This window comes from Cellulosimicrobium cellulans (assembly GCF_016907755.1).
Classification (GTDB): Bacteria; Actinomycetota; Actinomycetes; order Actinomycetales; family Cellulomonadaceae; genus Cellulosimicrobium; species Cellulosimicrobium cellulans_D.
This window is the reverse complement of record NZ_JAFBCN010000001.1, coordinates 496,079-522,907: the sequence shown is the minus strand read 5'-3', so window position 1 is coordinate 522,907 and position 26,829 is coordinate 496,079. Positions and strand designations below refer to the sequence as shown.

Sequence of the window (26,829 nt, the reverse complement as noted above, 5' to 3'; positions counted from 1 at the left end):
GGAGGTGCCGCGCGTGCGTGCCGACGCCGACGACCTGCTGCGGGCGGTCCACGCCGCGCACGGTCCCGCGCTGGAGCGCTACGTCGCGCGCCTCACCGACGACCCTGCGCAGGCGCAGGACGTGGTCCAGGAGACGCTGCTGCGCGCGTGGCGCCACCCCGAGGTGCTGGAGCGCCCCGAGGGCTCGGTGCGCGCGTGGCTCTTCACGGTCGCGCGCAACCTCGTCGTGGACGAGCTGCGCAGCGCGCACCACCGGCGCGAGCTCGCGAGCGCCGACGTCCCCGACCACGGCGAGGCGGACGCGACGCAGGCCGTCCTCGACGCGTGGCTCGTCGCGGACGCGCTCGTGTCGCTCTCGCCCGAGCACCGGGCCGTCGTGGTCGACGCGTACTACCACGGGCGTTCCGTGGCCGAGATGGCGGCGGCGCACGGCGTCCCGCCCGGGACCGTGAAGTCCCGCATGCACTACGCGCTCCGCGCGCTGAGGCTCGCGCTGCAGGAGAAGGGAGTCTCGTCATGACCACCACCCCTCCCCCGGACCCGTACCGCGAGTGGGACGCGGCCTACGTGCTGGGTGCGCTCAGCCCGCGCGACCGGCGCGCGTTCGAGCAGCACCTCACGACGTGCCCCGCGTGCCGGGCGGCCGTCGGCGAGCTCGCCGGCATGCCCGGGATCCTCGGCATGCTCACGGCCGAGCACGCCGACGCGCTCACGGACGGCGCGGGCTCCGGCACCGGCCCGGACGCGGCGGGCGGCGAACGCGACGGCGCGCCGGGCGGGGACGGCGGCACCGTGGTCCCGCTCGCGGCCGTCGCCGCGGGTGCGCGCCGGCGTCGGGCCCGACGCCGCGTGCTGCTCTCCGCGGCGGCCGTCGGTCTGGTCGTGGCGGGCGTCGCGGGCGGGGTGGCCGTCACGCGTCCGGACGACGCACCGCCGCCGGTCGCGGCCGGGACGACGGAGGTCGCGCTGGAGCCCGTCGGGGCGGCGGACGTGCGCGCCGACCTCACGCTCACCCCGGCCGCGTGGGGCACGCGTCTCGACTGGTCGTGCTCCTACCCCGTCGGGGAGTGGGAGGACGGCGCGACGTACCAGCTCGTCCTCGTGGACGACGCCGGCGCCCGGGAGGTCGTCGCGACGTGGTCGTCCACCGACGCGGGGAGCTCGGACGGGCTCGGCGCGTCGTCCGCCGTCCCCGTCGACGGGATCGCGCGCCTCGAGCTCGGCGTCGTGGGGGTCGACGGCGCGCTGGCCGCGGCCGACGTCTGAGCCGGCGACGGCGCGTCAGGCCACCGGCACCGAGACCTCCAGGACCGGGCCGGGACCGCGGGCCGCCCACGTGGGCAGGTAGATCTCGCGGTTGTCCCCGGCCGGGGTGCCGGCGGCGAGCGCGAGCCCGGACGACAGGTGGTCGTGGACCAGGACGAGACGGGCCTGGTCGTCCGCCTCCGCGGCGGTCAGCGCGACGTACGCCTCGTCGTGCGGGCCGTCCGTCGTCAGGGCGAACCCCTGGGGCGGCCGCACGGCCTCGGCCACGGGGACCTGCACGGTGACGCGTGCGGCGAACCCCTCCGTCGCGCGCTCGTGGTACTCGACGTAGGGGTGCCCGGCGAGCGGCACGCCCGCCGCGCGCAGCACCTCGAACACGGCCGTGGTGGCCTCCGCGAGCACGCGCGGCAGCTCGTCGAGCGTCGCACGGCGCCCGGCGCCGAGCACGAGCCGCTCCTCCACCGCGCGGCGGCGGACCTCCACGTCGAGGCGGGGCGCACCGGCGAGCACGGACCGCACGTACTCCCCCGCCGTGAGCGACTCCGTGACGGCGGACCGTCGCGCGCTCCACACGGCGTCGAAGGCCGCGACGGCGTCCGGCGCGCCGAGCACCTCGCCGACCTCGACGAGGGAGAGGCCGACGTCGCGCAGGAGCCGCACCCGCCGGGCGCGCGCCACCTGGTCCTCGTCGAACAGGCGCGGCCCGGCCTCCGTGGCGCGCCGGGCGGTCAGCAGCCCCCGGTCCACGTACAGGCGGACCGCCTTCTCGCTCAGGCCCGTCGCGCGGGCCACCTGCCCCGTCGTGTGCTCGTCCATGCCCGCGACGCTAGGTCCTTCCCCTGGGGAAGCCGCAAGCCCTCGGACGCCGCGGCGCGCGATCGGTCAGTCGTCGTCACCCGGGACGTACGGGCCGCGACGCAGCTCGAGGTCGATCTGCTCGGCGTCCAGCAGGTCGAGCGCGTGCCGCAGCGCCTGCGAGCTGTACGCGCCCGAGGTCCGCGCGTCGAGCAGCGCGACCCGCTGCGCCTCGATCGCACGCAGGCGCAGCTCCTTGTACTGGGCGAAGAGGTCGGCCGACGTCGCGGCGTCGGTGTCGCGGTTCTCCAGCTCGCGCACGACGTCGCGCCGCACGCGCGCGACGACGTCGCCGTCGTAGGTGCTGCCGTCGGCGCGACGCAGGTCGGGCGCGTCGATGACGGCCACGGCGGCGGCGTCGAGCTCGACGCGGACGGCCCCACGGTCCTCGTCGGCGCGGGTCGACCCGCCCGCCAGCCCCAGCCGGCGCACGACCCACGGCAGCGTCCCGCCCTGGACGACGAGCGTCCCCGCGGCGACCCCGAAGGCGACGAGCACGAGGAACGAGCGCTGCGGCGTGTCGGTGGGCAGGGTCTGTGCGGCGGCCAGCGTCACGACGCCGCGCATGCCGGCCCAGACGAGCAGCGTGCCCTCGCGCCACCCGAGCGGCTCGGCCGTGAGGTAGTCGATGTCGGCGGCGCGACGGCGGAGCGACGACCGCAGGCGGCCCACCCGCTCCGGGGGCGCCTTGGCGACCATCGCGGCACCCCGTCGCTCCGGGGTCCCGGGCGCCGGCTGTTCCTCACCGGCGGGCGCGACGGGCGCGACGGGCGTCCCGTCCGGGGCGAAGCGCGCGTCGAGCTTCTCCTGCATGCCCTCGATGACGCCGCGCATCGACTCGCCGCGACGGGCCCGGCGGGCGAGCGACCGCAGGAGCGTCGCGACGTACGCCGACCGCACGACCAGGATGACCACCGCGGCGAGCGCCGCGATGCCGACGGCCCGCCACAGGCTCCCGTGCGCCTCCTGCACGTCGGTGACGAGGGCGAACAGCTCCAGCCCCATGAGGAGGAAGACCGTGCCCTCGAGGAGGAGCTCGACGGTCCGCCAGTTCGACTCCTCGGCGAGGCGGTGCTGCGGCCGCAGGTACTTGGCAGCGCCGTTGCCGGTGACGAGCCCGGCGGTCACGACCGCGACGAGGCCCGACGCGCCGAGCTCCTCCGTCGGGAGGTACGCGATGAACGGGACGACGAACGAGACGGCGGTGCTCAGCGCCGGGTTGGCGAGCCGCCGTCGCACGGTCAGGCCGAGGAAGCCGACGAGGAACCCGAGGAGCACCGCGACGACGACGGCGAACACGAAGTCGCCCGCGACCGCCCACAGCGAGAACGCCGGGGCGACGCCGTCGCTGGCCACCGTGAGCGCGATGGCGGCGATCGCCGACCGCAGGAGCACGAGCGCGGACGCGTCGTTGAGCAGGCTCTCGCCCTCGAGCAGCGTCACGACGCGCGGCGACGCGCCGAGGCGCTTGACGATCGACGTCGCGACGGCGTCCGTCGGGCTGACGATCGCGCCGAGCGCGAAGCCCGCGGCGAGCGGCAGGCCGGGGATCAGCCACGTGAAGAGGTACCCGAGCAGCACCGTGCTGAGCAGGACCAGCACGACCGAGAGCCCGCTGATCGCGGTGAAGTCCCGCCGGAAGTCCATCGTCGGCAGGCCGACGGCCGCGGAGTACAGGAGCGGCGGCAGGATCCCCGCGAGGATCCACTCGGGTTCGAAGTGGATCTCCGGCACCGCGGGGACGAAGCTCACCGCCACGCCGACGGCCACGAGGACCAGCGGCGCCGCCACCCCCGCCCTGGGCGCGAGGATGTTCACGCCGACGATCGCGACGACCGCGAGCGTGCCCACGACGATGAGGGAGAGGATCTGCTCCTCGGTGAGGTTGAACGGGAACTCCATCGGCACCTCCGGCTACCACGGCGCTGCGCCCGGGTCGGCGCGCGCGGGGGGACGGGACAACGCTAACGGCCGGACCGCCGTCGGGCCGCGCGCCGAGCCCGGGACCGGGGTCACCCCACCACGCCGAACCCGGGGTTGCGCGGCACCGGGGAGCCCTGGTGCCGCGCAACCCCGGACTCGGCGGCCTGCGCAGTCGACAGACCTGCGCCGTCGGCACCCCGCGCACGGTCGACGGCGGGTCCTCCTCAGGACGGTGGCCGACGCCGGCTCGGGCGCGCGAGGATCGGCGGCATGAACGTCGTCGCCGCCCCGCAGGACGCTTCGATCCGGCCCGCCACGCCCGCCCCGTCGGACCGGTGGTTGCGGCTCCAGCCCTGGGCCCTGCCGGGGTTCCTCGCGCTCGTCGTGGGGCTCTTCCTCCTCGCGACCCCGACGTGGGGCCGGTCCGGGGCTGTCGGGCTGTGGGAGTCCCCCGTCCTCACGGACGACCTCCTGCTCGGTGCCGGCCTCGTGCTGCCGCTGCTCGACCTGTGCGTCGTCGCCGGGGTGCTCGTCGCTCGCCGCTCCCCCGTCCTCGCCACCGCCCTGACGGCGCTCCCGTTCGTCACCGTCGTGGTCACGGGCGCGTTCGTGTGGGGCTGGTGGCTCGGCGTGCTGTGCGTCGCGGTGGTGGCCGCCGTCGACGGCTGGCCCCGGGCCGTCCTCCCCGGCCTCGTCGCGATCGTGCTCGCGGGCCTGTACGCCTTGCTGCCGATCGTCGCCCTGCTACCGATCGGACCGGTCTGGGCCGTGTCGGACGACCCTCGGTGGGCTGAGTCCGTCGGGTCCGGAACCCTGGTCGAGGTCTCGCCCACGACCGGCGACCACGTGATCATCTGGGCGCTGTACTGCTTCTGGGTCGTCGCCGTGATCGCGGTCGCCGCGTCGCTCGGCGCGGTCGCGCGCTCCCGGTCGGCCGCGCGCGCGGCCGCTGCGGCGACGCGGCGCGCCGCCGAGGCGCAGGCCGTCACCGCGGAGCGGGCGCGCGTGGCGCACGACCTGCACGACGTCGTCGCGCACCACGTCTCGCTCGTCGCCGTGCGCGCGGAGTCGGCGCCGTACGTGCACCCGGGCCTCGACGACACCGCGCGCGCCGTGCTCGCCGCCATCGCGACGGACGCGCGCGAGGCGCTGGGCGAGCTGCGCCAGGTGCTCGCGGTGCTGCAGCGCAGCGAGGACGCCGCGTCCGACCTGGCGCCCCAGCCGGGGGCGGGGGACGTCGTCGGGCTGGTCGAGGCGGCCCGGGCGGCGGGCCAGGACGTGACGCTGACGGGCGGGTTCGACGGCGTGCCCCCGGCGCCGGGCTACGCGCTCTACCGTGCCGCGCAGGAGGCGCTCACGAACGCGCGGCGCCACGCGCCGGGCCGGCCCGTCGTCGTCGACGCGCGGGTCGTCGGCCGGGACGGGCACCGCACGGCGGTGCTGCGGGTGACCAACCCGGTCGACGACGGGGAGCGGAGCGGAACGGGCGGGACCGGGCGCGGCCTCGCCGGGATGCGCGAGCGGGTCGAAGCCCTCGGCGGGACGCTCTCGGCCGGCCCGGACGACGACGGGGCGACGTTCGTGGTCGAGGCCCGCATCCTGCTCGTCGGGGTCGCGAGCCCCGCGGCGTCCGAGCCGGTGGCGAGCGCGTGAGCCCGCACGGGGGCCGGGCGGGCGCGGACACCGCGGACGCCGCGGGCACTGCGACCGGCCCACCCCGCGCCCCGGTGCGGGTCGTCGTCGCGGACGACCAGCCCGTCGTCCGGCACGGGTTCGCGGCGATCCTCGACGCCGCCGACGGGCTGGAGGTCGTCGGGTCCGCGGGCGACGGGCGCGAGCTGCTCGACGTCGTCGCGGCGGCCGGGCCCGACGTCGCCGTCGTGGACGTGCGCATGCCCCGTCTCGACGGTCTCGCCGCGACGCGCGAGCTCGTGGCGCGGCACCCGGGCACCCGGGTCCTCGTGCTCACGACGTTCGACCTCGACGAGTACGTCTACGACGCGCTGCGCGCCGGGGCGAGCGGGTTCCTGCTCAAGGACGTGCCGGCGCAGCGCCTCGTGGAGGGCGTGCGGCTCGTCGCCGACGGCTCGATGCTGCTCGGCCCGAACGTCACGCGCCGCCTCGTGGGCGACTTCGCGGCGCGCTCCGCGGCCCGCCCGTTCCCCGGCGTGGACGACCTGACGGCGCGCGAGCGGGAGGTCGTGCTCGCGGTCGCGCGCGGGCTGTCCAACGCCGAGATCGGGGCGGAGCTGTTCATCTCCGAGACGACGGTCAAGTCGCACGTGTCGGAGTCCCTGCGCAAGACGGGCTGCCGGGACCGCGTCCAGCTCGTCGTCGCGGCCTACGAGTCGGGGCTCGTGCGCTGAGGTCGCCGGGCGCGCCGTCGTCGGACGAGCAGCTCGGCGACGACGAGGTTGGGCACCCAGGAGAGGAACGGCGCGAGCGCGTACGCGCGGTCGAAGGCGACGTCGGGGTCGAGCGCGTCGCCGAGGGCGAGCGACTGGGCCACGACGAGCGCCGTCGTCCACAGGCGCAGCGTCACGCCGGCGTAGGTGAGCGCGAAGCTGCGCGTCATCCAGTCCTGGTGCGCGGCCACGTCGCCACCGCGGACCGCGCGGTACCCGCGCCACGTCGTCCACAGCCACAGGACGGCCAGCGCCCCGAAGCCGAGCGTGCCGACGAGGCCGGCCTGGTTGACAGTGACGAGGACGAGCCCGGCGACGCCGCCGACCGCGACCGCCGTGACGTAGACGCGGCCCGTCCAGCGGTGCGCGCCCGGGTACCGGCGGCGCAGCCCCGCCCAGAGCTGGAACGGGGCGCACACGAGCGCGACCCCGCCCGCGACGACGTGGGCGTAGAACGCGCCGAGGACGAACCCCGGCGCCCCGGCGTACGCGGCGGCGAGCCCGACGTCGTCGCGGGCCAGCGCGGGGAGGGACGCCGTGAGGTACGGCAGGACGGCGAACGCCGCGATGGCGAGCGACGTGAGCGTCAGCGTCGCGACGGCGGTGCGCGCGCCGCGGGTGCGACGCGCGACGTGCGCGGGGCGGTCGGGCCGGGTGGCGGTCATGACGGCACCGAACCACGTCGGCTCGCCCCGACGGATCAGGGAACGCCCTGGTCGTGGCCCTGACCGCTCCCTGAGCGGCGTCGCGCGCGGGCACGGGTTCGCGGTGGGGGCGGTCGGCGGCGCCCTCGGCAGGGTGCCGTTCGGGTCGCGACCGGGCGCGGGCCGTCGGAGGCTGCGGGGGACGGTGCCCGACGACGAGAGGACGACACGTGGACGCGCGCACGGTGCTGGAGGACCTGTTCGGCCGGATCGGACCGACGGCGACGCGCGCCGTCGACGGGCTCGGGGACGACGCGCTCGCCGCGCGCGTCGACCCCGGTGCCAACACGATCGCCTGGCTCGCGTGGCACCTCGCCCGCGGCCAGGACGCGCAGGTCGCCGCCGCCGTCGGGCGGGAGCAGGTGTGGACGCGCGACGGCTGGGCACGCCGGTTCGACCTGCCGTTCGACGACCGCGCGACGGGCTACGGGCAGTCTGCCGCCGACGTCGGCCGCGTGCGGGCGAGCGACGACCTCCTGCTCGGCTACGTGCACGCCGTCCAGGTCGAGTCCCACGACGTGCTCGCCGCGCTGACCGACGAGGACCTCGACCGCGTCGTCGACGAGGCGTGGGACCCGCCGGTCACGCTCGGCGTCCGGCTCGTGAGCATCGCCGTGGACAGCCTCCAGCACGCGGGCCAGGCCGCCTACGTGCGCGGCGTCCTCGAGCGCACGGGTCACGCCTGACGACACGCCCCGATCGGCGCACGCCCGCACGGACCCGCTCACGGGCGCTGCTCGAGCTCGTCCGCGACCACCGCCTGGAGCTCCGCCACGCTCGGCAGCGCCCCGCGCGCCTCGTCGGGCAGCCCCTGGAGGTCCGCGACCGCGACGGGCGCGTTCGTGCTGGCGAGCGAGTAGCGCACGACGGCCCCGCTCCGGCCCGTGCACAGGAGGATCCCGACGGTCGGGGCGTGGATCTCGTCCCGGCGGTACTGGTCGTCGACGATCGCGACGTACGTACCGAGCTGACCGAGGTGGGCGGGCTCGAACTTCCCGATCTTCAGCTCGACGACGACGTAGCGCAGCTGCTCGACGTGGAAGAACAGCAGGTCGACGAAGAACTCGTCGACGGCGTCGCTCTCGTCGTCGGGGACGGTCAGGCGCACCTGCCGCCCGACGAACGCCATCCCGCGCCCGAGCTCGAGCAACGTGTCCTGGAGCCGGTCCATGAGCGCCTGCTCGACCTCGCGCTCGGCGCGCTTCTCGACGAGGCCGAGGTGCTCGAAGACATACGGATCCTTGACCATTGCCTGTGCCAGCTCAGAGTCCGCGGCGTCGAGCGCCGCGGTGAAGTTCGTCGGCGCGGCCCCGAGAACATGGCGCCGGCGGAACTTGATCTGGTACTCGAGCGCGGGTCGGGTCCAGCCGTTCTCCGCGGCCTCCGCGGCGTACCAGTCACGCTCGTCACGGGTGGTGAGCCGCTCGAGGAGGGTGATCACGTGCCCCCAGGGCAATCGGCCAACGGGACGTTGGCCGAACTCCTCGAGCGTCGGCCAGACCTCGGCGACCCTGCGCATGTTCTTCAGGTTCGAGGGCGACCAGCCGCGCTGTTCCGGGAACTCCCGCTGCAGGTCAGCGGCAAGTCGGGTCACGACCTTCGCGCCCCAGCCCGCGGTGCGCTGGCGCTCGAGGATGTCGTGGCCGATCGACCAGTACAGCCGCAGCACCTCGGTGTTCGCGGCACGCGCGGCGCGGAACTGCGTCGCGCGCACGCGCGCCTTGAGGTCGGTCAGCAGCTCGGCGTACCCCGCCGGCTCGAGATCGTCGTGCGGTGATGCCATGTCGTGTCCCCCTGACGGCTCGGCGCGCCCGCCCGGCGCGTTGCGCCAGACCGTAGGGCATCGCGACTTTGCGCTGTCAAGGGGTCGTGCAGACGACTCAGCCGTGCGTCGGGAACACCTCCACGAACCACGACGTGAGGGTCGTGGGGTGCGTGATCGCCGTCCCGACGCAGACGCTGAACGCGCCGCGCGCCATCGCCTCGGCCGCCTGCGCGGGCGTGTGCACGCGCCCCTCGACGACGACGGGCAGCGCGCACGCCGCGACCACCTCGTCGACGAGCTCGAGGTCCGGACCCGACGTCCTCGGCCGCTCGCCCGTGTAGCCGGCGAGCGTCGTGCCGAGCAGGTCGACGCCCGCGTCCTGCGCGGCGAGCGCGTCGCCGAGCGACCCGCAGTCCGCCATGACCAGTGCGTCCGTCGTCTCGCGCAGGCGCGCCACGGTCTCGGCGAGCGTGAGCCCGTCCGGACGCGGCCGGCGCGTGCCGTCGAGCGCGACGACGTGCGCGCCCGCGTCGGCGACGGCGCGTGCGTGGCGCAGCGTCGGCGTGATGAAGACCCCGCCGTCGCCGTCCTTCCACAGCCCGACGACCGGGACGTCCACCGCGGCGACGACCGCCGCGACGTCGTCCAGGCCCTGCGCGCGCACCGCGGCCGCTCCCCCGGCGACGACGGCGCGCGCCATCTGGGCGGTCGTGCGCGGGTCGCGCAGCGGCTCGCCCGGGTACGCCTGGCACGACACGGTGAGCCGACCGCGCATCGCGTCGAGCACACGGTCACGCGTCCAGGTCGTCGACGTCTCCTGCGGTCCGGTCATGCCGTCGTCCTCTCTCGGTGGGTCTCCTCGCGCGGCACGCCGGATCTCGCCCCGGGTTCGTCGGCGGGCAGGCCGGCGAGGCTCCACGCTCCGCGCGCCGCCCCGACGATCGCCGCCTCGTTGCCGAGCGCCGCACGGCGCAGCGGCAGGTCGGCGAGCACGTCGACGACCTCCGCGCGCAGCGCGCCCTCCAGCGCCGACCACCACAGGTCTCCCGCTCCTGCCAGCCCGCCGCCGACCACGACGACCTCCGGGTCGAGCACGGTCACGACTCCCGCGACCGCGCGGCCCACCGCCTGGGCCGCGTCGCGCACGACCGTCGCCGCCAGCTCCTCGCCCGCACCCGCCCGTGCGACGACGTCGCGCGTGTCCGGGCTCGCCGCGTCGCCGCCGAGAGCGAGATAGCGGCGGTGGATCGCCGGTCCCGCGCCGATCGCCTCGAGGTGGCCGGTCCGGCCGCACGGGCAGCGCAGCAGCTCCGCCCCGGGGACCGGCATGTGGCCCAGCTCCCCGGCGACGTGGTGCGCCCCGCGCAGGGGACGCCCGTCGAGCACCACGGCGGCCCCCACGCCGGTCCCGACCGCGACGAGCAGCGCGCTGCGCGCCCCGGCCGCCGCGCCGAGCCAGACCTCGCCGGCCGCGTGCGCGTCGACGTCGTTCTCGACGAACACGGGCAGCGGACGCTCGGCCCCGAGCGGGGTGGCGCCGCCGGAGGCGAGCCGACGACGCAGCCCGCCCGCGACGTCGGTCCCGGGCCAGCCGGGCAGGGTGTCGGTGGCCGAGACGATCACGCCGCGACCGACGTCGACCACCCCGGCCGTGCCCACGCCGAGCGCGCGCAGCCGGGCGGGACCACCGTCGGGCGACCCGGCGGCGGCCACGACCTCGCGCACGAGCCCGGCGACGGCGTCGAGCACCGCCTCCGGACCGGCGGCCGCCGGGGTCGGCACCGAGCGCACCGGCCCGAGCGCACCGTCGGGCGCGACGGACGCCGCCGCCGTCTTGGTCCCGCCGAGGTCGACCCCGACGACGACGTCACGCACGCAGGAGCCCCGCGGCGCGCGTGATCTCCTCGACGCGGTCGGCGACCTCGCCGTCGAGCGCCTCGACCGGGAACGCCATGGTGGCGGTGTCGATGAGACCCTGGCGCTGCACGGCGACCTTGAACGCGCCGACGCCCGCGGCGTCGCCCGAGCGGCCGCGTGCCTGGAACACGATCTCGAAGAGTGCGGCGAGACGGTCCTGCTCCACCCGCGCATCGTCCCACTTGCCCGCCCGCGCGAGGTCCCACAGGCGCACGTAGCCCGCGGCGTCCACGTTCCCGAGGCCGGGGACGACGCCGTCGGCGCCGAGCAGCAGCATCCCGTCGACGACGACCTCGTGCCCCGTGAACAGCGCGAGGGGCGATCCCGCGGCCGCGTTCGCCGCGACGAGCCGGCGGAACGCGACGTCGTCGCCGGACGAGTCCTTGACGCCCGCGAGGACGCCCTCGACGCCGAGGCGCACGAGCAGGTCGGCCGGGAGCTTGGTGCGCACGCGCACCGGGATGTCGTAGGCGAAGAGCGGCACGTCCACCGCGGCCGCGACGGCGCGCAGGTGGCGCTCGATCTCGTCGAGGTCGTTGAGCGCGTAGACGGGCGCGGTCACGACGACGGCGTCCACCCCTCCGGCCACGAGCGCACGGGCCTGCTCGACGACCCTCGCCGTCGTGAGGTCGATCGCGCCGGCCAGGACCGGGACGCGGCCGTCGGCCGCGCGCACGACCGTGCGCACGACGAGGTCCCGCTGCGCGTCGGTGAGGTAGGCGACCTCGCCGGTCGACCCGAGCACGAAGACGCCGTGCACGCCCTCGGTGACGAGGTGGTCCACGAGGCGCTCGAGGGACGCGACGTCGACCTCCCCGTCGGTCGTGAAGGGGGTGAGGACGGGCGGGACGATCCCGTGGAAGGAGGGGGTGGTCACGAGGAGCTCCGGTTCTGGGTTCAGCGGTGGTTCGGTCTGGGTGGTGGGTCGCTCCGCCCCGGCGGGGCGAGGCGCCGCGCGGTTCACAGCAGCGCGGGCGCCGCGGCGAGCAGCGTGCGGGTGTAGTCGTCCTGCGGGTCGTCGAGCACGCGCGCGGCCGGGCCCGACTCGACGATGCGACCGCCCTGCATGACGACGATCTCGTCGGAGACGTGGCGCACGGTCTGGATGTCGTGCGAGATGAAGACCATCCCCAGGTCGAGCTCGGCCTTGAGGTCGGCGAGCAGGTTGAGGATCTGGGCGCGCACGGACACGTCGAGCGCGGACGTGGGCTCGTCGGCGACGATCACGTCCGGCGCGAGCGCGAGGGCGCGCGCGATGGCGACGCGCTGGCGCTGCCCGCCGGAGAGCTGCCCGGGCAGCGCGTCGAGCGCCGGCTCGGGCAGGCCGACCAGGTGCACGAGCTCGCGGACGCGCGCCGCGCGCGACGCGGCGTCGCCCACGCGGTGCACGTCGAGCGGGTCGCGCAGCGCGTCCCGCACGCGCATGCGGGCGTTCAGCGCGGTGGCCGGGTCCTGGAAGACGACGGACACGACCCGCCCGACGTCGCGCCGCACACGCGTCGTGTACTTGTCCACCGGCTGCCCGCGGAAGCGGATCTCGCCCGACGTCGGCGCCTGCAGCCCGACGAGCACCTTCGCCATGGTCGACTTGCCCGACCCGGACTCGCCGACGATCCCGAGCGTGCTGCCGCGGCGAACCGCGACGCTCACGTCGTTCACCGCGTGCACGCGCTGGGCCTTGAAGAGACTGCCCGTGCGGGCCTTGAAGACGACGTGGACGCCCCGCAGCTCGACGACGGGTGTGTCGCGGTCCGCCGTGGTCGTCCCGCCCGCGGCGGACGAGGTCTGGTCGGTGGCGCTCATCGCGTCCCTCCGGTGGTGATCGGGGCGGCGGCGCGGCCGCCCGCCGTGGCGTCGGCCGGTTCCTCCGGCGGCGTCGCGACGAGGTGCTGCCCGTCGGCGTCCACCGCACGCAGCACGGGACGCACGTCCAGGCCGCGGTCGGGCCGCGACGAGCGCGGCGCGAACCGGTCGCCGGTCGGGAAGTCGCGCGGCGACGGGACGGTGCCGGGGATCTGGTGCAGGCGCGTCGAGCGCTGCTCGATCGAGAGCACCGCGCCGAGCAGGCCCTGCGTGTACTCGTGGCGGGGGTCGGCGAGCAGCGCGCTCGTCGGCGCCTGCTCCACGACCTGCCCCGCGTACATGACCGTGATGCGGTGCGCGATCTCGGCGACGAGGGCGAGGTCGTGGCTGACGAAGACCATCGCGAAGCCGAGCTTCTGGCGCAGCTCGTCGAGCAGCGCGACGACCTGGGCCTGGACGGTGACGTCGAGCGCCGTCGTCGGCTCGTCCGCGATGACCAGCTTCGGGTCGCGCGTGAGCGCCATGGCGATGAGCACGCGCTGGCGCTGCCCGCCGGACAGCTCGTGCGGGTAGCTCTTGAGCGTGCGCTGCGGGTCGAGGCCTACGAGCTCGAGGAGCTCCTCGGCCGTGCGCGTGCCACCGCGGCGCGTGAGCTGCTTCATCTGCGACCGGATGAGCATCGACGGGTTGAGCGAGCTCAGCGCGTCCTGGTAGATCATCGCGATCTCGGTACCGCGGAGCGACGCGCGCTCGCGGTTGCCCATCGCGAGCAGGTCCTTGCCCGCGTAGCGGATCTCCCCGCTGATCTCGGCGGACGCGTCGAGCAGGCCCATGATCGCGAGCGACGTGATCGACTTGCCGCAGCCGGACTCGCCGACCAGGGCCATCGTCTCGCCCGGGCGGACCGAGAACGAGACGTCGTCGACGACCGCGACGTCGCCGTGGCGCGCGGGGAAGCGGATCGACAGGTCCCGCACCTCGAGCAGGGGTGCGGCGTCACCGTCGTACGCGGGGCGGTCGGAGCGCGCCGCCTCTGCCGCGCGCAGGGTCGCGAGACGCGCGGCGAGCGGGACCTCGCGACCGACGTGGCGGACGTCCGGCTCGACGTCCCGCACGACCGGCTCCGACTCGACGAGCCGGTCCTCGTCCGCGGTCTCGACCGGCTCGTCGGCGTCCATGGCCGTGAGCTCGGCCGCCACCGCGGCGTCGTCCGAGTCCGTCGCGACGGCCTTGGCGGGCGTCGCGCGGGTGGCCCGCGGGGCGGCGACCATCGCGTCGGTCATGCCCTCGGACAGGATGTTCAGGCACAGGACCGTGAGCATGATCGCGAGGCCGGGGAAGAACGTCGCCCACCAGTAGCCGCCCATGACGAGGTCGCGGCCCGCGGCGATGATGTTGCCCCACGAGGGCTCCGGGTCGGGCACGCCCGCCTGGATGAACGACAGCGACGCCTCGAAGACGATCGCGTCGGCCACGAGCACCGTGGTGAACACGAGCACGGGCGCCGCGCAGTTGCGCGCGACGTGCTTGGCGAGGACCCACGCGGTGCGCGCCCCCATGACCCGGGTGGCCGCGACGTAGTCCTCGCCGTACTGGTCGAGGATGTTGGCCCGCACGACGCGCGTGAGCTGCGGCGTGTACAGGAACGCGATCGTCAGGACGAGCACCGGCAGCGAGCGGCCGAAGACCGAGACGAACACGGCGGCCAGCGCGATGCCGGGGAAGGACATGATGATGTCGAGGACACGCATCAGGGTCTCGGAGACGCTCTTGCGCGCGGTCGCGGCGACCGAGCCGAGCACCGCCGCCGCGGCGAGCGCGATCGCCGTCGCCCCGAGGCCGATGACGAGCGAGTACCGCGCGCCGTAGACGACGCGGGAGAAGATGTCGCGGCCCTGGCGGTCGGTGCCGAACCAGTTCTCGGCGCTCGGGGGCTGCACGGGCGTGCCGGTCGCGAGCGGGCCGTGGCTCGTCACGAGCGGCGCGAAGACGGCCGCGAGCGCCACGAGGAGCACGAAGGCCAGGGAGATCTTGGACCCGAGGGGCAGCGCGCGCAGGCGCAGCCCGGGGGTCGAGAGTCGTTCGGTGAGCTGTCGGCGCACGTCACACCGTCCTGATCCGCGGGTTGACGAGCACGTAGAGCATGTCGACCACGATGTTGATGAGCACGAAGGCGAGCGCCACGGTGAGGGTCACGCCCTGCACGAGGTTGGGCTCGTTGTTGGTGACGCCGTTGAGGATGAGCGTGCCCATGCCGGGCAGCGCGAAGATGATCTCGATGACGACGGCGCCGCCGATGAGGTAGCCGACGCGCAGGCCGAGCACCGTGATCGGCGTGATGAGGGCGTTGCGCAGCACGTTGCGCCCGACGACGACGTGGCGCGGGATGCCGGCGCCGATCGCGGTGCGGACGTAGTCCTTGTCGAGCTCCTCGACGACGGACGTGCGCACGACGCGCGTGAGCTGGCCGACGACGGGGATCGCGAGCGCGATCGCGGGCAGCGCCATGCGGGCGAGGTAGCCGCCGAGGTCCTCGGACGGGTCCGGCAGCGGCCCGCTCGCGGGGAGCCACCCGGCGCCCAGCGTGACGACCTGGATGAGCAGCACGGCGAGCCAGAACGACGGCGTCGCGAGCGACGCGACGGACACGACGCGGATCGCCTTGTCGGGCCAGCGGTCGCGGTAGAGCGCCGCGAGGATGCCCATGACGAGGGCGAGCACGACGGCGATGACGAGGCCCATGAGCGTGAGCTGCAGCGTGATGGGCAGGGCGCGCGCCACCTCGTCGGCGACGGGGACCTGCCGGGCGCTGAACGTGCCGAGGTCGCCGTGCAGCAGGCCACCGAGGAACGCGACGTACCGGACGAGGAGCGGGTCGTTCAGGCCGTTGGCCTCGCGGTACGCCTCGCGCGCCTCGACGGACGCGCCCTCGCCGAGGGCCTGGATCGCCGGGTCGACCTGCGAGAACGACATCACGAGGAACACGAGGAACGTGATGCCGAGGATCATGATCGGCAGCTGCAGGAGGCGGCGTCCGACGAGTCGCAGCAGTGCGCTCACGATCGGCCTCCCGGTGCGTCGGGGGTGCGGTGCATGGTCTGTCCGTTCTGGGTGCCGGGCGGGTGACGGGCCTCTCGCCCGAGGGGGCGGGCGAGAGGCCCGGCACGACGGCCCGGAGCCGGTCGGCGCTGCGGGCTACGAGCCCGCGGCTACTTGACGAGGCCGGCGTCGAGGAACGACAGCCCGGTGATCGGCAGGGGCGAGAACCCGGAGAGCGTGGAGCCGTCCCACGCGGTCGGCAGCTGGCGGTGCAGCAGCGGGTAGAGCGGCACCTCGTCGGAGATCAGGTCGAACGCCTGGTTCCACAGCTCCTGCTGCTCGTCGCCCGACGTGCGCACGGCGGCGTCGAGGATCGTCTGGAGCTCGGCGAACTTCGGGTCGTCGTTCCAGCGGTACCGCGACTGCGACCACACGTTGTCGCCGTACCACCAGCGCATGAGCAGGTCGGGGTCGTTGCCGAAGACCGACGGGTCGCCGGGGGCCACCATGACCTGGAGGTCGCCGTTGTCGACCTTGGTGTACTGGCCGCCGGACTGGCCGATGTCGAGCGTCGTGTCGACGCCGATCGCGTCGAGGTTCTCCTTGATCAGCGGCGCGATGTCCGCGACCCAGCCGGTGTCGGTCGTCATGAGCGTGATCGACAGGTCGCTCACGCCGGCATCGGCGAGGAGGTCCTTCGCCTTCTCCGGGTCGTAGGAGTAGACGGTCGACGCCTCGTGGAAGTTGGGGTGGCTCTGCGGGAGGAAGCTCGTGGCCGCCGCGCCGTTGCCGAGCAGACCGTTGTCGATGATCTTGTCCATGTCGAGCGCGTAGAAGAACGCCTGGCGCACGCGGACGTCGTCGAACGGGGGCAGGTCCGTGTTGAACATCATGAACAGCGTGCCGAACGACTGGACGGACTCGACGTCCACGGTGCCCTCGAGCGTGGGGACGTCGATGTAGGGGACGTCCTCGATCGCGCTGACCGTGCCCGAGCTCATCGCGGTGACGCGCGCGGCGGGGTCGGAGAGCAGGTTCCACACGAGGCCGGCGGCCAGCGCGGGGCGGTTGCCGGTGTAGTCGTCGAAGCGCTCGAACGTGATCTTGTCGTCGGGCGTGGCCTGGGTCATCTTGAACGGTCCGGTCCCGACGGGCAGCGCGTTGAACGCCTCGTAGTCGGACTCGACGAGCGCCTTCGGGACGATCTTGACGACCGACAGCCGCTCGGGGACGAGGCTGAACGGGTACTTGAGGTTGATCGAGACCGTGTCGTCGTCGACGGGCGTGACGGACTCGAGGAAGTCGACGAAGCCGGCGTAGAGCGACTCGTTCGCCGGGTCGAGCACGCGGTCGAAGCTGTAGACGACGTCGTCCACGGTGACGGGCGTGCCGTCGTGGAACACCGCGCCCTCGCGGAGGTCCACCTCGTAGTGCGTGTCGTCGACCTGGGCCGGGAGGTCGGTGCCGAGCGCGGGGTACACGTCGCGCGTCGCGGGGTCGAGCTCGGTGAGTCCCTCGAACACGTGCCAGTTGGCCGCTACTGTCACGGCACCGGTGGTGATCATCGGGTCGAAGCCACCGGAGAGGGAGTACGAGATGCCCGCCTCGATCACGGCGTCCGGGTCGATCTCGCCCTGGGCGGCGCTGCCCTCGGTCGGGTCGTCCTGCGCAGCACCGCCGCCGGAGCACGCCGCGAGGCCGAGCGCGAGCACGACGCCCGCGGCGACCGCAGCGACTCCCCTGCGGGGAGGTGAGCTGACGTGAAGCTTCATTGGTTCTCCTGACATGAGACCGACATCGTTCCGGAGAGAAGATGTCTGATGTCTGACGTTGTGTAGCATGACACTAGGACCAGAAACCGAAGGGGTCAAGATGGCGACACCACGGCGCAGGAGCTTCAGCACGCTCGACGCGTCCCGCGACGGCGGACCCGGCGCGACCGCTCCCCGGCGCACCACCACCGCCGACCGGATCAAGGACTTCATCCTCGGCGAGGGGCTGCGCCCCGGGGACCCGCTGCCCACCGAGGCCGAGCTGTGCGAGCACCTGGGCGTGTCCCGGTCGAGCGTGCGCGAGGCGATCCGCACCCTGTCGACGCTCGACATCGTCGAGGTGCGCCACGGGCACGGCACGTTCGTGGGCAACATGTCCCTCGACGCGCTCGTCGAGGCGCTCGTGTTCCGCGGCGTGCTCTCCCCCGGGGACGACCTGCGGGCGCTGCGCGACGTCGTCGAGATCCGGCAGGCGCTCGACCTCGCCATGGCCGACGTCATCGTCGCGAGCCTCGCCGGGACCTCGAACCCCGACCTGCACGCCCTCGTGGACGAGATGGTGGCCGCCGCGGCCGACGGCCTGAGCTTCCCCAAGCAGGACCGGGCCTTCCACACCGGCCTGCTCGCGCGCCTCGACAATTCCCTCGTCGGCCAGCTCGTCGCCGCGTTCTGGGACGTGCACACCGCCGTCGTCCCCAAGCTCGGCATCTCCGTCGCGGCCGACCTCGACCAGACCGCGCGCGCGCACGGCGAGATGCTCGACGCCGCCGAGGCGGGCGACGTCCAGGCGTTCCGCGCCGCCGTCGTCTCGCACTACGAACCGATCGACCGCGCCCTCGGGGTGACCACCGCGTGAGGCCCACCCTGCCCCCCGACCTATCCGGCGCCCGGGCCCACGCCCGGAACCCCGTCGGGATCGCCGTCGTCGGCATCGGCGCGTTCGCCCGCGAGCACCTCGTCGCGCTCGCCGGCCTGCCCGGCGCGGACGTGCGGTGGGTCGTCGGGCACGACCTCGCCCGGACCCGGGCGCTCGCCGCGCTCGTTCCCGGCGCCCGCGCCACGACGTCCCTCGACGAGGCCCTCGCCGACGACGCCGTCCACGCGGTCGACGTCGTCACCGCGACCCCCACCCACGCGCGCGAGACGATCGCCGCCGGCGAGGCGGGCAAGCACGTCCAGGTCGAGAAGCCCGCCGCGCTCTCCCTGGCCCAGCTCGACGCCATGGTCGCGGCGACGGAGAGCCGCGGCACGACGCTCGTCGTCGGGCAGACCGTGCGGTTCCAGCCCGCGGTGACGGCGCTCGCCGCGGCGGCGCGGCGCGGCGAGATCGGCACCCCGCGGCTCGCGCACGTCTCCTGGTACACCGGCCACGCCTGGCCGGGCGGGTGGCGCGGCTGGCAGCTCGACCCCGAGCTCTCGGGCGGCCACCCCGTGCACAACGGCACGCACATCATGGACGTCGCGACGTGGCTGCTCGACGACGAGCCCGTCGAGGTCTTCGCGCGCGGCTTCCGCACGTTCTCGCCCGAGATGGAGTCGCCCGACTCGTTCCACGTCCAGCTCCGCACCGCGACCGGTGCCCTCGCGACGCTCGAGCTCTGCTACGCGCTGCGCCGCCGCGGGGAGCTCGTGCGGCGCGTGGTGCTCGTCGGCACCGAGGGCACGCTCGCGCACTCGACCACCGCGGAGGACGGCCTGCACTCCGACGCGACGGCCGCGCCGCCCGTGTCCGTCGAGGGCGCGCTGAGCCTCCAGCTCGCGCACTGGCTCGACGTCGTGCGCGGCGACGCCACCCCGGTCGTCACCACGCCGCAGGTCAGGGCCGCCCTCGCGACCGCGCTCGCAGCGCAGCGCTCGCTCGTCTCCGGTCGCCGGGAGCGCGTCGCCGACGTGCCCGGGTACGCCCCGGTGGAGGTGGCCGCGTGAGGACGACCCTGCGCGTCGCGTTCGCGTCGGCGGTGCGCCACGCGGCCGACTACCTGCGGATCCTCGCCGCGGACGACCGCGTCGAGCTCGTCGGCATCGTCGAGGAGTCGGACGCGCCCGGCTGGGTGCGCGAGGACTCGCGCGCCGTCGCCGAGAGCGTCGGTCTGCCGTACGCCGAGGTCGCCGACGTGGCGTCGGCCGCGGAGGCCCTGGTATCCGCCGTCGACCTCGTCGTCGTGTGCGCCGAGCCGACCCGGCACGCGCGCCTCGCGGCGGGGCTGCTGGAGGCGGGGCTCGACGTGCTCGTCGACAAGCCCGTCGCGACGACGCTCGCCGGCGCCGACCGCCTCGCCGCGGTGGCCGCCCGCACGGGCGGCACGTGCGCCGTCGTGAACCGCACGCACGCGCCCGCCCTGCGCCGCCTGCGCGCCTGGGTCGACGCCGGGCACGTGGGCCTGCCGCGCCACCTCGACCTGGAGTTCTTCGCCTCCGGGTCGCACTTCGCGACGTCGGTCGAGCGGCCGGAGCTCGTGGTCGACCGCACGCTCTCCGGAGGCGGGGAGCTGCTCAACTTCCTCGGCTACTGCGCCGACGCGGTACACCACCTCACCGGGCTGCGGACGGTCGAGGTGCACGCGTTCACGGGCGCGCTGTTCCTCGACCCGCACCGCGAGGCCGGGGTCGAGGACACGGCGGTCGTCACGCTCGGGCTGGACCGCGGCGTCACCGCGACCGTCACGCTCGGCCGCGTCCCGTTCGCGCCGGGCGGCACGCCGACCACGTCGTCCGTGCGCCTGCTCGGGTCGCACGGCCACGCGGTCGGGGACGACGACGCGCCCGCCGTCGCGCGGTACGGGGCGGACGGGCGCACGACGCTCGCCCCCGACGCCGGGCAGGTCGCCGCCGCGGCGTACCTGCGGCACGTCGTCGGGGCGGTCCTGGCCGGCGAGCGGCCGGACTACGGCATCGAGGAGGCGCGCGCGACGCTCGCGGTGATCGACGCGGCGTACCGCTCGGTCGAGGCGAGCGACGTCGTGACGGTGGAGCACCGGACGGTGCCCGAGGAGGCGAGGGTCTGATGGAGGTCGTGATCGCTCCTGCGGAGCGGTTGGCGGTGCTGGCTGCGGACGCGATCGAGGAGGTGGTGCGGTCGCGGCCGGAGGCGGTGCTGGGGCTGGCGACGGGTTCCTCGCCGCTGAAGGTGTACGACGAGCTGGCGCGCCGTCACCGTGAGGACGGGTTGTCGTTCGCGGGCGTGCGGGCGTTCATGCTCGACGAGTACGTGGGCCTGCCCGCGGAGCACCCCGAGCGGTACCGGAACGTGATCGAGACGGAGATCGCCTCGCGGGTGGACTTCGCCCCGGGCGCGGTGCAGGGCCCGGACGGCAACGCCGAGGACCTGGTCGCGGCGTGCGCGGCGTACGAGGAGTCGATCGCGGGGGCCGGGGGTGTGGACCTGCAGATCCTGGGGATCGGGACGGACGGGCACATCGCGTTCAACGAGCCGGGGTCGTCGCTGGCGTCGCGCACGCGGATCAAGACGTTGACGGCGCAGACGCGTGAGGACAACGCGCGGTTCTTCGGCGACGACGTGGACCGGGTGCCGCGGCACTGCCTGACGCAGGGGCTCGCGACGATCATGTCGGCGCGGCACCTGGTGCTGCTGGCGACGGGCAAGGGCAAGGCGGAGGCGGTGCACCAGCTCGTGGAGGGCCCGATCTCGGCGCTGTGGCCCGCGACGATCATGCAGATGCACCCGCACGCGACGGTGCTGGTCGACGACGCGGCGGCCTCGCGCCTGCAGCTCGGGGACTACTACCGCCAGACGTACGCGTCCAAGCCGGACTGGCAGGGCCTCTAGCGGGTCGTCGACTCCCGAGAACGGCCCCGCCCCGCGTCGAGCACGACCTTGCTGTCGCTTTCGACCGGATAACGACACGGATGTCGTTCTCGGCGCGGGGATTCACCCGCGATCGAACTGGACGGCCGTCCAGTTGCCTGTCTAGCGTGGGGGCCAGCCGGTGCCCGTGCGATCAGCCCCCTGCCAGCGCGGGCACCGGCGATCACGGCGGTGCCGCCTCACGCGTCCGACACGCCCGCGCCCTTGCTGCCCCGAACCGCCCGTCCGGCGGCGGCACGGTCGCGCCCTCAGGACGGTACCCGTCGCGCTCGACCGACCACGACCCGACGGGAACCACCATGAGCACCACGACCGGACGCCGCACCCTGGTGCGGGCCGCCACAGCCGCCGCCCTCGCCGCCTCCGCCGCTCTCCTCGCCGGCCCGGCCGCCCACGCCGCCGAGGACGACACGTATGTGCCGTCCCAGCCGTCGATGCGCCTCACGACGCTCGTCTCGGCGTGCGAGCAGGACGCCGCGTACCTCGACTACGCGATCGAGGTCGAGGGCACCGACCACGACACCGTGACGGTCACCTGGATCAACCCCGACGGCGAGAGCGTCGTCCGGTCCGGGCTGCCGCTCCAGGGCCGCCTGCTGTGGCCGGGCGCCGTCGTGGACGACCAGGGCAAGGGTGTCGACTGGCCGGGGTGGCGCCTCGAGGACGGCGAGTGGGTCGAGGGCGACGAGTACGACTGGGTCCGCCCCGCCGTCGACGTGAGCTTCGAGGTCAACCCGCACGTCCTCGTGACCACGGTCTACCCGCCCTCGTCGCCCGACTGCGCGACGAACCCGCCCGGGCAGGACGACCCGGCCGGCGTCGTCCCGGTGTCGAACGAGGTGAGCGCGTCCGCGCAGAACCCGAGCCTGGCGGAGACCGGCGCGACGGTCGGGCTGTACGCGGCGCTCGCCGCGGGGCTCGCCGCGGTGGGCGCCGCCATCGTGCTCCTGTCGCGGCGCGCGCGCCGGAGCTGATCCCGCCCCGCACCTCCCTCCTCGACGCCCGCCGGCCGCAGCCCCTGCGACCGACGGGCGTCGTGATGTCCGTACCCCTTGCCGTACCCCTTGACCCCTCCATCCTTCCGGGCTACCTTCCTGACGTCAGACATCTGACGTCATCTGTTCAAGCATCCTCGGCAGCGTCGCCGCGTTCCACGTCGTACCCGCCGCGCCGAGCACCGACCGGAAGGAACGGCATGATCGGACACCTCCGCAGACCCGCGCGCCGCGCGCTGACCCTCGCCACCGCGCTCGCGCTCGGGGTGAGCGGCGCCGTCGTCCCCGTCACGACGGCGGCGGCCCACCACACGGCCCTCGCACCGGACCACGACCTCGCTCCCGCGACCGGTGGCCCGGGCACGTTCGCCGAGCAGCAGCTCGCGACCAACGGCCAGGGCGGCTTCCCCAACTACCGCATCCCGGCGCTCACCGTGGCGCCCAACGGCGACGTCCTCGCCTCCTACGACGGCCGCCCCACCGCGGCCGACTCCCCCGGGCCGAACTCGATCCTCCAGCGCCGCTCCACCGACGCAGGTGTCACGTGGGGCCCGCAGGAGGTCGTCGCGGCCGGGAAGACCACCGCGCCGATCGAGGGCTACTCGGACCCGAGCTACGTCGTGGACCGCGAGACGGGGACCGTCTTCAACTTTCACGTGAAGTCGTACGACCAGGGCTTCGGCGGCTCCCAGCCCGGCGTCGACCCGGCCGCGCGCGACGTCATCCATGCGAACGTCTCCGCCTCGACGGACGACGGGCGCACGTGGACGCACCGCACCATCACCGCGGACGTCACGGCCGACCTGGGCTGGCGCTCGCGCTTCGCCGCCTCGGGTCAGGGCATCCAGCTCCGCTACGGCGAGCACGCGGGGCGCCTGGTGCAGCAGTACACGATCATCAACGGCTCGGGGCAGTTCCAGGCCGTCTCCGTCTACTCCGACGACCACGGCGCGACCTGGCAGGTCGGGACCCCTGTCGGCACCGGCATGGACGAGAACAAGACCGTGGAGCTCTCGGACGGGCGGGTCATGCTCAACTCGCGCGACTCGGCGCGCTCGGGCTTCCGCAAGGTGGCCTACTCGACCGACGGCGGCGTCACGTACGGCGCCGTGACCCTCGACCGCGAGCTGCCCGACCCGACGAACAACGCCGCGATCGTGCGGGCGTACCCGAACGCGCCGCAGGGCTCCGACGAGGCCAAGGTGCTCCTCTTCTCGAACGCGGCGTCGCAGTCCGGCCGCGTCAACGGCACCGTCCGGATGAGCTACGACGACGGCGAGACGTGGCCCGTCGCGCGCGTCTTCCAGCCGGGAGGCATGGCGTACTCGACGCTCGCGACGCTCCCCGACGGCACGGTCGGCCTGCTCTACGAGCCCGACGGCGGGGGCGGCGGCATCCGGTTCGCCAAGCTCGACCACGACTGGCTCCTCGCCGCGCCGAGCAGCACGCCCGGCGACATCGAGGTCACGCGCGCGAGCGTGACGAGCACCGCCCCCGCGGGCGGGTACGCCGTCGGCGACGTCGTCACGTACGCGTTCACCGTCACGAACCTGTCCGACGCCGTCACGACCGTCTCCCCGACCGGGGACCTCGAGCGGTTCGACCCCGCCCAGGGCGCGCCGAACTGCCGCTTCCGCGACCTCGCGGCGCGCGCGGCCTACACGTGCACGTCCGCGCGGCACACGGTCACGCAGGCCGACCTCGACGTCGGCTTCTTCGCCCCGACCACGACGTGGACGTCGACGTCGGGTACGACCGTGACGACGGTCGAGCACGAGGGGCCGGGCGTCTACTTCGGGGCGCCCGGGAACATCGCGGTGCAGGGCGCGCACGCGAACCCGCAGGACGCGTACGCCGTCGGCGACGTCCTGCGGTTCACCTACACGGTGCGCAACCTGTCCACGGCGGCGACCTCCGTGGTCCCGACCGGGAACCTCGCCGGGCTCGACCCCGCGAACGCGGCCCAGAACTGCCGCTACCGCACCCTGCCGGCGGAAGGGTCGTACACGTGCACGTTCGCGCACCACGTGGTGACCCGGGCCGACCTCGACCGCGGGTCGTTCACGCCCGACACGACCTGGACCTCCACGTCGGGGTCGAGCGTGACCGTCGTCGAGCTCGACGGTCCGACGGTCGAGCTCGGTGCCGCGTCCCCCGCGCTCGAGGTCCGCGCGACGTCCCGCTGCCTCGCGGGGCGGCCCTACGTCGCCGTCACGGCGCAGAACACCGGCGACGAGGCCGCCGACATCACGCTGACCACGCCCTACGGGCAGCGCACGGTCAGCGGCGTGCAGCCGGGGAGCTCCGCGTACCAGTCGTTCGCCGCGCGCGCGGCGACGGTCGACGCCGGGGCCGCGAGCGCCGCGGTCGGGGACGCCTCGCTGGACGCGGGCTACGCGGCGGCGACCTGCGCCTGACCGGACGACGCCCTCCCGGCCGAGCGACGCACCCCGACGTGCGTCACCCGGCCGGGAGCGCGTCGCTCGGCGAGGGCGCGTCGACCGACCGCCGCGACAGCAGCGCCGCGACGAGGAAGCACACCGCCCCGACGAGCGTGCCGGCGTCGTCCCACCACTCGCTCACGTAGGTGCCCGTGGCCGGCGAGACGTACGCACCGACGGCCGACGCGCCGAACGCGACGGAGCCGACCAGGTTGAGCCACGTGCCGTGCCAGGTACGGGCGTCGACGTCCCACAGGTGACCCCGGTCGCGCGTCGCCACGACGGCGAACGCGGACGAGACGAGGAACGCCACGGAGCCGTAGGCGTCCGGCTTCCAGCCCGCGCCGAGCGCCGCCGGGTCGTCGACCGCCGCGACGAGGGCCGCCGTCGTGCTCACGTTGAAGCACAGCGTCCCGACGAGCTGGACGGCCGCCGCCCACCAGTCCCAGCGGTCGGCCGGGTGCGTCCCGGCGCGCGGCGGGCGCCGCCCGCTGAGGCCGAGCTGCACGAACGCGGCGGCGGTGAAGAACACCGCGCCGACGACGAACGTGACGTTCGTGGCGACCGCGCCCACGGCGTCGGCGTAGGGCGGGAGCGCCCCGACGAGGAAGCACAGCGACCCGACCGCGAACCCCCACGCCTCGCGCCGCAGACGACGCTCCCGCCGGTCCACGACCGTCAGTGGTGGAAGCCCGAGCGCTTGCCCTCGGCGGGCATGGGCGACGTGAGCCCGTCGAGCCACTCCGTCTCGACCCGGATGTCCTCCAGGAGGTCGTCGGCGAGGTCGCGGCTCACGCCGTTGCGCACGACGATCCGCTGCACGGTGAGGTCCGCGAGGTCGTCGGGCATCGGGTAGGCGGGGACCAGCCAGCCCTTCATGCGCAGCCGGTCCGAGAGGTGGTAGAGGTCCCAGTTCTCCGTGTGGCCCGGCTTGAGCCGCCACGCGAACACCGGGATGTCCGACCCGTCGTTCCACAGGTCGAAGGCGCCGATCTCCTCGATCCCGTGCGCGAGGTACTTGGCGACGTCCTGGCACTCCTGCTGGATCGCGGTGTAGCCCTCCCGGCCCAGCCGCAGGAACTGGAAGTACTGGAGCAGCACCTGGGCGCCCGGGCGCGAGAAGTTGAGGGCGAGCGTCGGCATGTTCCCGCCGAGGTAGCTCACCCGGAAGACCAGCTCCTCGGGCAGCGCGTCGAGCGTGCGCCACACGACCCAGCCGACCCCGGGGTACACGAGCCCGTACTTGTGCCCCGACGTGCTGATCGAGTGCACGCGCTCCAGGCGGAAGTCCCACTCGATCTCCGGCTGGAGGAACGGCGCGATCATGGCGCCGGACGCGCCGTCGACGTGGATCGGGACGTCGAGGCCGGTGCGCTCCTGGAGCGCGTCGAGCACGGCCGCGATCTCCTTCACGGGCTCGTACATGCCCGTGTACGTCACGCCCATGATGGCGACGACACCGATCGTGTTCTCGTCGACGTACTTCTCGAGGTCGCTGCCGTCGAGGCACGGGTGCTCCTCCGAGATCGGCACGTACCGCGCCTCCACCTCGAAGTAGTTGCAGAACTTCTCCCAGCACACCTGCACGGCCGAGCTCATGATGAGGTTCGGCCGGTCCGCCGGCTTGCCCGCCGCCCGCCGCGCGAGCTGCCAGCGCCGCTTGAGCGCGAGGCCCCCGAGCATGCACGCCTCGGACGACCCGATCGTCGACGTGCCGATGCAGTCCTGCACGTCCGGCACGTTCCACAACGACCCGAGGATGCGCCAGCAGTTCTCCTCGACCGCCGCCGTGCGCGGGTACTCGTCCTTGTCGACCATGTTCTTGTCGTAGACCTCGGCGTAGAGGCGGTCCGCCTCGTCGCCCATCCACGTCGCGACGAACGTCGCGAGGTTGAGGCGCGAGTTGCCGTCGAGCATCACCTCGTCGTGGACGACCTGGTAGGCGGACGTCGGCTCCATCTCCGCGTCCGGCATGGTGAAGCGTGGCGCGACCGCCCGCACGCCGGGTCGGGTGTAGGTCGGGCGCAGGACGTGCTGCTCGTCGGTCATGCTGGTTCCTTCCGACACGCCGGAGGTCCGGCTCGGTCGACGGGTGGGTCCACCGCCCCGGACGTCGCT

The 26,829-nt window shown here is 74.5% G+C and carries 24 protein-coding genes; 11 read left to right on the top strand and 13 right to left on the bottom strand.

All coding sequences use genetic code 11. The features are described 5' to 3' along the window. Positions 1 to 13 precede the first annotated feature (13 nt). Positions 14 to 520, top strand: a complete 507-nt coding sequence (locus tag JOE63_RS02280; protein WP_279627894.1) for a sigma-70 family RNA polymerase sigma factor — start codon at positions 14 to 16, stop codon at positions 518 to 520. Continuing rightward, positions 517 to 1,266: a zf-HC2 domain-containing protein gene (locus JOE63_RS02275; RefSeq protein WP_204538799.1), complete on the top strand. Its 750-nt coding sequence runs from the start codon at positions 517 to 519 to the stop codon at positions 1,264 to 1,266. Before JOE63_RS02280 ends, JOE63_RS02275 begins: the two co-directional genes overlap by 4 nt. 15 nt (positions 1,267 to 1,281) lie before the next feature. Here JOE63_RS02275 and JOE63_RS02270 read toward each other — a convergent pair whose 3' ends face one another. Together JOE63_RS02270 and JOE63_RS02265 are read right to left on the bottom strand one after the other, a co-directional pair. Next, positions 1,282 to 2,082, bottom strand: coding sequence for a MerR family transcriptional regulator (locus JOE63_RS02270; protein ID WP_087470556.1), 801 nt, complete (start codon positions 2,080 to 2,082; stop codon positions 1,282 to 1,284). 66 nt (positions 2,083 to 2,148) lie between these two features. Further along, positions 2,149 to 4,023 carry a cation:proton antiporter gene (locus JOE63_RS02265; RefSeq protein WP_204538796.1) on the bottom strand — a complete coding sequence of 625 codons (1,875 nt, stop codon included), beginning with the start codon at positions 4,021 to 4,023 and terminating at the stop codon, positions 2,149 to 2,151. A 291-nt stretch (positions 4,024 to 4,314) separates the two neighbouring features. Here JOE63_RS02265 and JOE63_RS02260 point away from each other — a divergent pair, with 291 nt between their 5' ends. Further along, a complete protein-coding gene (locus JOE63_RS02260) occupies positions 4,315 to 5,697 on the top strand; it encodes a sensor histidine kinase (RefSeq protein WP_204538793.1) in 1,383 nt (460 codons plus the stop codon). A 74-nt stretch (positions 5,698 to 5,771) separates the two neighbouring features. Next, positions 5,772 to 6,410, top strand: a complete 639-nt coding sequence (locus JOE63_RS02255) for a response regulator transcription factor (RefSeq protein WP_204543398.1) — start codon at positions 5,772 to 5,774, stop codon at positions 6,408 to 6,410. On the opposite strand, the gene JOE63_RS02250 is transcribed toward JOE63_RS02255, so the two are convergent. Then, positions 6,386 to 7,114 (bottom strand): DUF2306 domain-containing protein, encoded by a 729-nt coding sequence (locus JOE63_RS02250; protein ID WP_204538790.1) that lies wholly within the window; start codon positions 7,112 to 7,114, stop codon positions 6,386 to 6,388. The genes JOE63_RS02255 and JOE63_RS02250 overlap by 25 nt on opposite strands. Positions 7,115 to 7,323: 209 nt before the next feature. Here JOE63_RS02250 and JOE63_RS02245 point away from each other — a divergent pair, with 209 nt between their 5' ends. Then, complete coding sequence (locus JOE63_RS02245) at positions 7,324 to 7,839, top strand: mycothiol transferase (RefSeq protein ID WP_204538787.1); 516 nt, start codon at positions 7,324 to 7,326, stop codon at positions 7,837 to 7,839. 38 nt (positions 7,840 to 7,877) lie between these two features. On the opposite strand, the gene JOE63_RS02240 is transcribed toward JOE63_RS02245, so the two are convergent. The 8 genes from JOE63_RS02240 to JOE63_RS02205 form a co-directional block, all read right to left on the bottom strand. Further along, complete coding sequence (locus tag JOE63_RS02240) at positions 7,878 to 8,936, bottom strand: PDDEXK nuclease domain-containing protein (protein ID WP_204538784.1); 1,059 nt, start codon at positions 8,934 to 8,936, stop codon at positions 7,878 to 7,880. 97 nt (positions 8,937 to 9,033) lie between these two features. Further along, positions 9,034 to 9,750, bottom strand: coding sequence for an N-acetylmannosamine-6-phosphate 2-epimerase (locus JOE63_RS02235; protein ID WP_204538781.1), 717 nt, complete (start codon positions 9,748 to 9,750; stop codon positions 9,034 to 9,036). Then, positions 9,747 to 10,793 (bottom strand): ROK family protein, encoded by a 1,047-nt coding sequence (locus tag JOE63_RS02230; protein ID WP_204538778.1) that lies wholly within the window; start codon positions 10,791 to 10,793, stop codon positions 9,747 to 9,749. The genes JOE63_RS02235 and JOE63_RS02230 overlap by 4 nt, the downstream gene beginning before the upstream one ends. Next, positions 10,786 to 11,712: a dihydrodipicolinate synthase family protein gene (locus JOE63_RS02225; protein ID WP_204538776.1), complete on the bottom strand. Its 927-nt coding sequence runs from the start codon at positions 11,710 to 11,712 to the stop codon at positions 10,786 to 10,788. The genes JOE63_RS02230 and JOE63_RS02225 overlap by 8 nt, the downstream gene beginning before the upstream one ends. Before the next feature lie 83 nt (positions 11,713 to 11,795). After that, complete coding sequence (locus JOE63_RS02220; RefSeq protein ID WP_087470549.1) at positions 11,796 to 12,638, bottom strand: ABC transporter ATP-binding protein; 843 nt, start codon at positions 12,636 to 12,638, stop codon at positions 11,796 to 11,798. Further along, the gene (locus JOE63_RS02215; protein WP_204538773.1) at positions 12,635 to 14,740 is read right to left on the bottom strand and encodes a dipeptide/oligopeptide/nickel ABC transporter permease/ATP-binding protein; all 2,106 of its coding nucleotides are present in this window, start codon (positions 14,738 to 14,740) and stop codon (positions 12,635 to 12,637) included. The genes JOE63_RS02220 and JOE63_RS02215 overlap by 4 nt, the downstream gene beginning before the upstream one ends. Before the next feature lies 1 nt (position 14,741). Next, positions 14,742 to 15,698, bottom strand: a complete 957-nt coding sequence (locus JOE63_RS02210) for an ABC transporter permease (protein WP_064316380.1) — start codon at positions 15,696 to 15,698, stop codon at positions 14,742 to 14,744. 149 nt (positions 15,699 to 15,847) lie between these two features. After that, positions 15,848 to 17,449 carry an ABC transporter substrate-binding protein gene (locus tag JOE63_RS02205; protein WP_239576588.1) on the bottom strand — a complete coding sequence of 534 codons (1,602 nt, stop codon included), beginning with the start codon at positions 17,447 to 17,449 and terminating at the stop codon, positions 15,848 to 15,850. 100 nt (positions 17,450 to 17,549) lie between these two features. On the opposite strand from JOE63_RS02205, the gene JOE63_RS02200 reads away from it, so the two are divergent. The 6 genes from JOE63_RS02200 (at position 17,550) to JOE63_RS02175 (ending at position 24,687) form a co-directional block, all read left to right on the top strand. Continuing rightward, entirely contained in the window at positions 17,550 to 18,305 is a 756-nt protein-coding gene (locus JOE63_RS02200) for a FadR/GntR family transcriptional regulator (protein WP_087470546.1), read from the top strand. Continuing rightward, positions 18,302 to 19,375, top strand: a complete 1,074-nt coding sequence (locus tag JOE63_RS02195; protein WP_204538767.1) for a Gfo/Idh/MocA family protein — start codon at positions 18,302 to 18,304, stop codon at positions 19,373 to 19,375. The genes JOE63_RS02200 and JOE63_RS02195 overlap by 4 nt, the downstream gene beginning before the upstream one ends. Then, positions 19,372 to 20,454: a Gfo/Idh/MocA family protein gene (locus tag JOE63_RS02190; protein WP_204538764.1), complete on the top strand. Its 1,083-nt coding sequence runs from the start codon at positions 19,372 to 19,374 to the stop codon at positions 20,452 to 20,454. Before JOE63_RS02195 ends, JOE63_RS02190 begins: the two co-directional genes overlap by 4 nt. Next, a complete protein-coding gene (nagB, locus tag JOE63_RS02185; protein ID WP_087470544.1) occupies positions 20,454 to 21,236 on the top strand; it encodes a glucosamine-6-phosphate deaminase in 783 nt (260 codons plus the stop codon). The genes JOE63_RS02190 and nagB overlap by 1 nt, the downstream gene beginning before the upstream one ends. Positions 21,237 to 21,574: 338 nt before the next feature. Next, entirely contained in the window at positions 21,575 to 22,249 is a 675-nt protein-coding gene (locus tag JOE63_RS02180) for a peptidase (RefSeq protein WP_204538761.1), read from the top strand. 221 nt (positions 22,250 to 22,470) lie between these two features. Beyond that, complete coding sequence (locus JOE63_RS02175) at positions 22,471 to 24,687, top strand: sialidase family protein (RefSeq protein WP_204538758.1); 2,217 nt, start codon at positions 22,471 to 22,473, stop codon at positions 24,685 to 24,687. A 43-nt stretch (positions 24,688 to 24,730) separates the two neighbouring features. Here the strand turns inward: JOE63_RS02175 and JOE63_RS02170 are convergent, their stop codons facing one another. Both JOE63_RS02170 and JOE63_RS02165 read right to left on the bottom strand, forming a co-directional pair. Further along, on the bottom strand, positions 24,731 to 25,384 hold the full coding sequence (locus tag JOE63_RS02170; RefSeq protein ID WP_204538755.1) for a hypothetical protein: 654 nt from the start codon (positions 25,382 to 25,384) through the stop codon (positions 24,731 to 24,733). A 5-nt stretch (positions 25,385 to 25,389) separates the two neighbouring features. Next, positions 25,390 to 26,760 (bottom strand): glutamate decarboxylase, encoded by a 1,371-nt coding sequence (locus JOE63_RS02165; RefSeq protein WP_204538752.1) that lies wholly within the window; start codon positions 26,758 to 26,760, stop codon positions 25,390 to 25,392. Between the last annotated feature and the right edge of the window lie 69 nt (positions 26,761 to 26,829).

Coding starts and splice junctions, on each gene's coding strand:
- JOE63_RS02270 (WP_087470556.1), bottom strand. CDS start 2,082: ATGGACGAGCACACGACGGGGCAGGTGGCCCGCGCGACGGGCCTGAGC.
- JOE63_RS02180 (WP_204538761.1), top strand. CDS start 21,575: ATGAGCACCACGACCGGACGCCGCACCCTGGTGCGGGCCGCCACAGCC.
- JOE63_RS02260 (WP_204538793.1), top strand. CDS start 4,315: ATGAACGTCGTCGCCGCCCCGCAGGACGCTTCGATCCGGCCCGCCACG.
- JOE63_RS02265 (WP_204538796.1), bottom strand. CDS start 4,023: ATGGAGTTCCCGTTCAACCTCACCGAGGAGCAGATCCTCTCCCTCATC.
- JOE63_RS02275 (WP_204538799.1), top strand. CDS start 517: ATGACCACCACCCCTCCCCCGGACCCGTACCGCGAGTGGGACGCGGCC.
- JOE63_RS02220 (WP_087470549.1), bottom strand. CDS start 12,638: ATGAGCGCCACCGACCAGACCTCGTCCGCCGCGGGCGGGACGACCACG.
- nagB (WP_087470544.1), top strand. CDS start 20,454: ATGGAGGTCGTGATCGCTCCTGCGGAGCGGTTGGCGGTGCTGGCTGCG.
- JOE63_RS02250 (WP_204538790.1), bottom strand. CDS start 7,114: ATGACCGCCACCCGGCCCGACCGCCCCGCGCACGTCGCGCGTCGCACC.
- JOE63_RS02200 (WP_087470546.1), top strand. CDS start 17,550: ATGGCGACACCACGGCGCAGGAGCTTCAGCACGCTCGACGCGTCCCGC.
- JOE63_RS02240 (WP_204538784.1), bottom strand. CDS start 8,936: ATGGCATCACCGCACGACGATCTCGAGCCGGCGGGGTACGCCGAGCTG.
- JOE63_RS02235 (WP_204538781.1), bottom strand. CDS start 9,750: ATGACCGGACCGCAGGAGACGTCGACGACCTGGACGCGTGACCGTGTG.
- JOE63_RS02165 (WP_204538752.1), bottom strand. CDS start 26,760: ATGACCGACGAGCAGCACGTCCTGCGCCCGACCTACACCCGACCCGGC.
- JOE63_RS02175 (WP_204538758.1), top strand. CDS start 22,471: ATGATCGGACACCTCCGCAGACCCGCGCGCCGCGCGCTGACCCTCGCC.
- JOE63_RS02205 (WP_239576588.1), bottom strand. CDS start 17,449: ATGAAGCTTCACGTCAGCTCACCTCCCCGCAGGGGAGTCGCTGCGGTC.